Origin of the sequence: Streptomyces thermoalcalitolerans (assembly GCF_039525155.1) — a bacterium.
Classification (GTDB): domain Bacteria; phylum Actinomycetota; class Actinomycetes; order Streptomycetales; family Streptomycetaceae; genus Streptomyces; species Streptomyces thermovulgaris.
Map to the genome: position 1 here is coordinate 62,744 of NZ_BAAAHG010000038.1, position 6,628 is coordinate 69,371.

Sequence of the window (6,628 nt, forward strand, 5' to 3'; positions counted from 1 at the left end):
CGAGAAACCCCAGCTAGGGACGTCCCTGGCTGGGGTTTCCAGTGGAGCCCCCTGTCGGACTCGAACCGACGACCTACGCATTACAAGTGCGTTGCTCTAGCCAGCTGAGCTAAGGAGGCACCGCGTACGCGAAGCCGTACGCAAAAGGCTGCTCCACTTTACACAGGGCGCGTTTCCCCCGGCCACGAAGTTCCCCACCTCACCCGTTCCGACGGCCGTGCGCACCCGTCCGTACCCCCGGGTCCGTACCTCCTCCGCGCCCCGGTCCGCACACCCGTTCACGCACCCGTCCGCGCGTCCGCCGCTCCGCCCGTCGGCATTGTCCGCACGATTCCCATGGTTCGAACTACTGACAGAAGAGGTGAACGCCAGGTACCGTCCTGTGCCAGTTCACCTCTGTGGACTACACCACAACGGAATCCCGTAGTGGCGACCACCTTCCTACAACGGATCGTCCGGCACGTTCCTGCCGGTAGAAGGGGGCCCATACACCATGGCCACTGTTCAGTTCGACAAGGCGACCCGGATCTACCCGGGTGCCGAGAAGCCCGCCGTCGACGCGTTGGACATCGAGATCGCGGACGGTGAATTCCTCGTCCTGGTCGGCCCGTCCGGTTGCGGCAAGTCCACCTCGCTGCGGATGCTCGCGGGGCTCGAGGACGTCAACTCCGGGGCCATCCGGATCGGTGACCGCGACGTCACCCACCTGCCGCCGAAGGACCGGGACATCGCCATGGTGTTCCAGAACTACGCGCTGTACCCGCACATGACGGTCGCCGACAACATGGGCTTCGCGCTGAAGATCGCCGGCGTGCCGAAGGCGGAGATCCGCAAGAAGGTCGAGGAGGCCGCGAAGATCCTCGACCTCACCCAGTACCTGGACCGCAAGCCGAAGGCCCTCTCCGGTGGTCAGCGCCAGCGGGTCGCCATGGGCCGCGCGATCGTGCGCGAGCCGCAGGTGTTCCTCATGGACGAGCCGCTGTCCAACCTGGACGCCAAGCTCCGTGTCTCCACCCGTACGCAGATCGCCTCGCTGCAGCGCCGGCTCGGCATCACCACCGTCTACGTCACCCACGACCAGGTCGAGGCCATGACGATGGGCGACCGCGTGGCGGTGCTCAAGGACGGCGTGCTCCAGCAGATCGACTCGCCGCGCAACATGTACGACAAGCCCGCCAACCTGTTCGTGGCCGGCTTCATCGGCTCCCCGGCGATGAACCTGGTCGAGGTGCCGATCACCGACGGCGGTGTGAAGTTCGGCAACAGCGTGGTGCCGGTCAGCCGGGAGGCGCTGAAGAGCGCCGTCGACAAGGGCGACCGCACGGTGACGGTGGGTGTCCGGCCCGAGCACTTCGACGTGGTCGAGCTGAACGGCAGCGCGGCCGCCGCACTGTCCAAGGACGCCAAGGACGCTCCGGCCGGTCTCGCGGTCTCCGTGAACGTCGTCGAGGAGCTCGGCGCCGACGGCTACGTCTACGGCACCGCCGAGGTCGGCGGCGAGCCGAAGGACCTGGTGGTCCGCGTCAACGGGCGCCAGGTCCCGGAGAAGGGCTCCACGCTGCACGTCGTGCCGCAGCCGGGCGAGACGCACGTGTTCTCGACCTCGACGGGCGAGCGGCTGTCGGACTGACGCCTCGCCCCGACGCCTCGACCCGGCGCCTCGGCGCGTGCCGCCGCGAGGCCGAAACCTCGGGACACGTCCGGGTGATTCACCCAGGTTGCCGCAAGGGCCCCGTGATCTGCCGCGGGGCCCTTTCCCCTGCGCCTCTCCTGTCCTCGGATTCCCCTGGAAGGGGGGACATTTCGAGCAGCGTGCGTCAACACGTCACCGCGAGCGACAGGCCGGACCATCCCTCGAAATGGTGACCAAATGTCGCCAAATCATTACCAGGGGCTACTCTGCCTGGCGTGAAGCACTCCACCTCCCACTCCACGCGACGCGGCCGGGGCCCCGCCCACCGGATCGGCCGTTCGCTCGCCCTTGTCCTGCCCGTCGTCCTGGTGCTCTCCGGGACCCTCGCGGTCGCCCAGGTCAACTGGTCGGGGAGCCCCTCGCACTCGATGCTCACCGCGTCGGACACGGTGGCGGCCGGCGCCCCGGCGCGCTCCGGCTCCCGTCCCCCGCAGGACGTGCTGCGCGACCAGCTGCTGGCCGAGCTGCAGGAGAAGGACCCGGGCGTCGTCCTCACCCACCTTCAGCAGGCCGTCAACGGCCGCCCGTCCCTGGCCAGGCACTGCGCCTCCATCGCCCGCACCCTGGGCCGTGCCGCCGCCAACATCTACGGCCCCACCCGCGCCCAGTCCTACGCCCGCCCGGTCTGCGACACGGCCTACGCCTCCGGTGTCCAGGCCGCGAACAACTGACGGCCCGGCAGGCCGAGCGCGGGCGTCCTCTGGACCGGTGAGTCAGGACCGGGCGCGACCGCCCGGGGCGCCCTCGGCCTCCAGCGCGCATCCGGCCTCCGGCCGGGTCGTGGGGGACCGGTCCGGCCGATGCCGGACACCCCCCGGCCCGCCCGGAGGCCGACACGTACAGGCCCGGAGGCCGACACGTACAGTTCGGGCATGACCCATCCGAACGAGGCATCCCGCCCCACTCAAGCCGTGATCCTGGCCGGAGGCCAGGGGTCGCGGCTGCGTCCTTACACCGACGACCGGCCCAAGCCGATGGTCGAGATCCCCGGCACGGGCACCCCGATCATCGGTCACCAGCTCGACTGGCTCGCCGAGGAGGGGGTGACCGATGTGGTGGTCTCCTGCGGCCACCTCGCCGAGGTCCTGCAGACCTGGCTGAAGTCGACGAAGCTGCCGGTCCGGGTCACCACCGTGGTGGAGGCCGAGCCCCTGGGCCGCGGCGGCGGCCTGAAGTTCGCCGCCGCTCATCTCCCCCACCCGGACAAGCCCTGGTACGCCACCAACGGCGACATCTGGACCCGGTTCTCGCTGCGTGACATGGCCGACTTCCACGCCGAGCGCGACGCGGTCGCCACCCTCGCGCTGGCCCGTCCGCGGCTTCCCTGGGGGGCCGTGCAGACGGACGGCTTCGGTCACATCACGGACTTCATCGAGGCCCCGCCGTCGACCTTCGAGATCAACGCGGGTGTCTATGTCTTCTCCCCCGAGTTCGCCGCCCTGCTCCCGGAGCGCGGCGACCACGAGCGCACCACGTTCCCGCGTCTGGCCCGTGAACGCCGGCTGGCCGGCTTCCCGATTCCGCAGGGCGCGTACTGGCGTGCCATCGACACCGCGAAGGACCTCAGGGAGGCCGCGAAGGAGCTGGCGGCGCTGGGCAAGTGAGCCCGGCTCACCGCACTCCGGTCCGCAAAGGCACACCGACGGGGTCCCGCCCGCTCGAATCATTCGAGCGGGCGGGACCCCGTCGGCCTTCCGGGTTCCGGCGCTCCGGCGCGGCCCCGGCGGGCGCCGGCTATCCCAGCAGGCCGCCCACCAGTCCCGATTGGTCGGAGGACGAACCGTCGTCGCCGTCGGTCCCTCCGGGGGTGTCGCCGGAGCCGCCGCTGCCACCGGTCGAGGTGCCGCCGGAGGCCGGGCCCGAGCCGGTGCTGGGCTCCTGCCGGGCCGGGGCGGACGGGCGCGGCGGGGTCCGGCCGGTGCCCTGGGTCTCACTGGGCGTGCCGCTGGTCGCGCTGCTGCTCCCGCGGGTCTCGCCGGGCGTGGTGGAGGGGGCGTCGGACGGGCTTGCCGAGGAGTCCTGCCTGGACGGCGGGACGGGCACCGACGGCGGCGTCTGCTGCCGCCCGCCCGGCGTCCGGGGCAGCGGTGAGCCCGGCTGCTCGTTGCGCGGGGCCTCGCCGGGTCCGGGGACGACCACATGGTCGACGTCGCGCACGGCGCCGCCCAGCAGCGAGCCGACCAGCAGGCTGAGGCCGATGACGAGGACCGTGATCAGGGCGCCGCGGCGCAGGACGAACCGGCGCAGATCCCAGATGCCCGAACGCGGGCCGAGCCGCCGCCAGGCGAGGGCGGCGAGACGCCCGTCGACGGAGTAGACGGGGGCACCGGCGACGATCAGCGAGGACCAGGCGGCGAGGTGGATGAAGTCCGAGGCGTCGTAGGCGGGAACGGTCCTCCAGCCGGCGGCGGCGATGAGCGTGGCCGACAGCAGTGCGCCGATCGCCGCGGCGACCCGCTGCCAGCAGCCCAGGATCGTGAGGACTCCGATGACGACCTGGAGGAAGGCGACGGCGAGCCCCGAGCCGACGGGGTGGTGGAGGGCGAACCGGTGCAGGGGCTCGGCGGCTTCCCAGGGGTGCAGACCGGTGAGCCACTTGACCATGGAGCCGCGCTTGCCGCTGTCGAAGTAGAGCGGGTCGCACAGCTTGCTCATGCCGGCGTAGACGGCGATGCCGCCGAGCAGGAGGCGCAGCGGGAGGAGCACGACGCCGAGGTTCATACGGCGGCCGGGGTAGTAGGCGTGCCGTGCGGGGTCGTCGGCATGCCGCCTGCCGGACCGGCGCGTGCGCCCGGCGGTCTCGTCCCGCGCCTCGTACGCCTCGTGTCCGCCGTCCTGGTCGTCCGCGACGTCGTCGTCCTCGTACGGCTGTCGGCCGTACCCCGGGTCGCTGTGCCCGGCACCGTCGTACTCGGCGTCGTCGTACCCGGTGCCGCCGTGTCCCGCACGGCCGTACGCCGGCTCCGCGTACTCCCGGTACTCCTCGTGCGTGTCGTACGTACCGTACGTGCTGTCCGCGGTCCGCAGGGACGGCAGCAGCCGGGTCTCGCCGGGCGCGGGCCGGCGCGGGGCGCCGACGACGGGGAGCTCGACGGTCTCGTCGGGGTCGGTGGAGCCGCCGCCGTAGCCCGGGGTGGTGCCGGTGCGCGGGACGAGCTGCGTGGCCGTCGTGACCGCGGTGCCGGCGGAGGTCTCGTCGGCGTGGCGGACGCTTCCGCTGCGCACGGCCTGCAACAGCCGGTGGGCGCCGGTGTCGTCGGGTGCGGACCTGCCGCTCCAGATGACCGGACGGCGGGTGACGGTCCCGGACCGCCCCGCCGTGCCGGTGCCGGAGGTGTGGGCGGCGTACTGGGCTCCGCTCGGGTGCCAGACGATCCGCGGGGACAGAGTACGCCGCGAGGAGGCGCCCAACTGCACGCGGAAGCTGGCATGGTTGACGATGACCTGCGCCGGATCGCTCGGCACCTTCACCATGCTCAGCGCGGGAGCGTCGTCGTATCCCGACGAGCGGTCCCCCGTGGGTGTGCGGGGTGTTCTGGTGTCCACACTCATCTAACCGAGTGATGAGGTGTTAGGACACTGCCTTGACGCGTCGGATCTGTCCGGATCGCGTCAAAGGTGGCACGGGCGCCCGGTCATGCGCGCCTGCGCGCCGCCTCGTAGAGCACGATCCCGGCCGCCACACCGGCGTTCAGCGACTCCGCCCCGCCCGGCATCGGGATCCGCACCCGGATGTCGCAGGTCTCGCCGACCAGCCGGGACAGCCCCTTGCCCTCGCTGCCGACGACGATGGCGACGGGACCGTCCAGGACGTCCAGCTCGCCGAGCTCGGCCTCGCCGTCCGCGGCGAGACCGACGACCATGAGGCCCGCCTTCCGGTACGCCTCCAGAGCACGCGTCAGATTGGTGGCGCGGGCGACGGGCGTACGGGCGGCCGTGCCGGCGGACGCCTTCCAGGCACCCGCGGTCATACCGGCCGCGCGCCGCTCGGGGACGACCACGCCGTGCCCGCCGAAGGCGGAGACGGAGCGGACGACCGCACCGAGGTTGCGCGGGTCGGTCACCCCGTCGAGGGCGACGATCAGCGGATCCTCGCCCGCGTCGTGGGCGGCGTCGATCAGGTCCTCGGGGTGGGCGTACTCGTAGGGCGGGACCTGGAGGACGAGGCCCTGGTGGTTGAGCCCGTTCGTCATCCGGTCGAGTTCGGGGCGCGGGGCCTCCATGAGGTGGATGCCACCGCGTTCGACCGCCAGCTGGAGCGCCTCGCGGACCCGTTCGTCGTTGTCGATGAACTGCTGGACGTAGAGCGTGGAGGCGGGCACGCCCTCGCGCAGCGCCTCGACGACCGGGTTGCGGCCGACGACGAGCTCGGAGGCGGACTTGCCCGCGCCGCGCCGCTGCGAGCGGGCCTGGGCGCGACGGGCCCTGGCCTGTGCGGCGCGCTGCTTGGGGTGGCCCTTGCGCATCTCGGCGGGGGGCGTGGGGCCCTTGCCCTCCAGGGCTCGGCGTCGCTTGCCGCCGCTGCCGATCCGCGCGCCCTTCTTGCCGGACACGCGGCGGTTGTTCCCGGCCATGACCTACCTGTCTGTCGAATCCGTCGGAGGCGGCGTCCGTACGCGGAGTACGTCCCGTGCGCCTCGTGCGTCTGTTGCGTCTGCTGTGTCTTTGAAGTGTGCCGCCGGTGGGGCCGGGCGGCACAGCCGGCCCCTGGCGCTTCTTCTGTACTGCTGGTGGTGGGGTGGGGTTAGCGGGGGTTGAGGCTCCAGCGGGGGCCGTGCGGGCCGTCCTCGATGACCAGCCCGGCCTGGTGGAGCCGGTCACGCAGGGCATCGGCGGTCGGCCAGTCCTTGCGCGCCCGCGCCGCCTCCCGCTGCTCCAGCACCATCCCCACCAAAGCGTCCACCACCTGGTGCAGATCCTCCCCGCCCCCGGCAC

General features: G+C 72.2%; 6 protein-coding genes and 1 tRNA gene. 3 read left to right on the forward strand and 4 right to left on the reverse strand.

Translation table 11 applies throughout. The features are described 5' to 3' along the window. Positions 1 to 42 precede the first annotated feature (42 nt). Positions 43 to 119, reverse strand: a tRNA-Thr gene (locus ABD224_RS20655). A 374-nt stretch (positions 120 to 493) separates the two neighbouring features. Between ABD224_RS20655 and ABD224_RS20660 the strand changes: the two genes are divergently transcribed. From ABD224_RS20660 to ABD224_RS20670, 3 genes are all read left to right on the forward strand, one after another. Beyond that, positions 494 to 1,630 (forward strand): ABC transporter ATP-binding protein, encoded by a 1,137-nt coding sequence (locus ABD224_RS20660; RefSeq protein ID WP_344052028.1) that lies wholly within the window; start codon positions 494 to 496, stop codon positions 1,628 to 1,630. A 278-nt stretch (positions 1,631 to 1,908) separates the two neighbouring features. Next, positions 1,909 to 2,364, forward strand: a complete 456-nt coding sequence (locus tag ABD224_RS20665; RefSeq protein WP_344052030.1) for a hypothetical protein — start codon at positions 1,909 to 1,911, stop codon at positions 2,362 to 2,364. 201 nt (positions 2,365 to 2,565) lie between these two features. Then, positions 2,566 to 3,297, forward strand: a complete 732-nt coding sequence (locus ABD224_RS20670) for a nucleotidyltransferase family protein (RefSeq protein ID WP_344052032.1) — start codon at positions 2,566 to 2,568, stop codon at positions 3,295 to 3,297. A gap of 130 nt (positions 3,298 to 3,427) precedes the next feature. Here the strand turns inward: ABD224_RS20670 and ABD224_RS20675 are convergent, their stop codons facing one another. The 3 genes from ABD224_RS20675 to ABD224_RS20685 all read right to left on the reverse strand — a co-directional run. Continuing rightward, positions 3,428 to 5,245 (reverse strand): DoxX family protein, encoded by a 1,818-nt coding sequence (locus ABD224_RS20675; RefSeq protein WP_344052034.1) that lies wholly within the window; start codon positions 5,243 to 5,245, stop codon positions 3,428 to 3,430. An 83-nt stretch (positions 5,246 to 5,328) separates the two neighbouring features. Continuing rightward, positions 5,329 to 6,267, reverse strand: coding sequence for a 23S rRNA (guanosine(2251)-2'-O)-methyltransferase RlmB (gene rlmB / locus ABD224_RS20680; protein ID WP_067397771.1), 939 nt, complete (start codon positions 6,265 to 6,267; stop codon positions 5,329 to 5,331). Positions 6,268 to 6,437: 170 nt separating this feature from the next. After that, positions 6,438 to 6,628, reverse strand: a 191-nt coding sequence (locus tag ABD224_RS20685) for a CysS/YqeB C-terminal domain-containing protein (protein ID WP_425581021.1), incomplete at its 5' end; no start/stop codon positions are given.

Bases quoted from the DNA above. Each gene is read 5' to 3' on its own strand.
- ABD224_RS20660 (WP_344052028.1), top strand. From the start codon at position 494: ATGGCCACTGTTCAGTTCGACAAGGCGACCCGGATCTACCCGGGTGCC.
- ABD224_RS20670 (WP_344052032.1), top strand. From the start codon at position 2,566: ATGACCCATCCGAACGAGGCATCCCGCCCCACTCAAGCCGTGATCCTG.
- ABD224_RS20675 (WP_344052034.1), bottom strand. From the start codon at position 5,245: ATGAGTGTGGACACCAGAACACCCCGCACACCCACGGGGGACCGCTCG.
- rlmB (WP_067397771.1), bottom strand. From the start codon at position 6,267: ATGGCCGGGAACAACCGCCGCGTGTCCGGCAAGAAGGGCGCGCGGATC.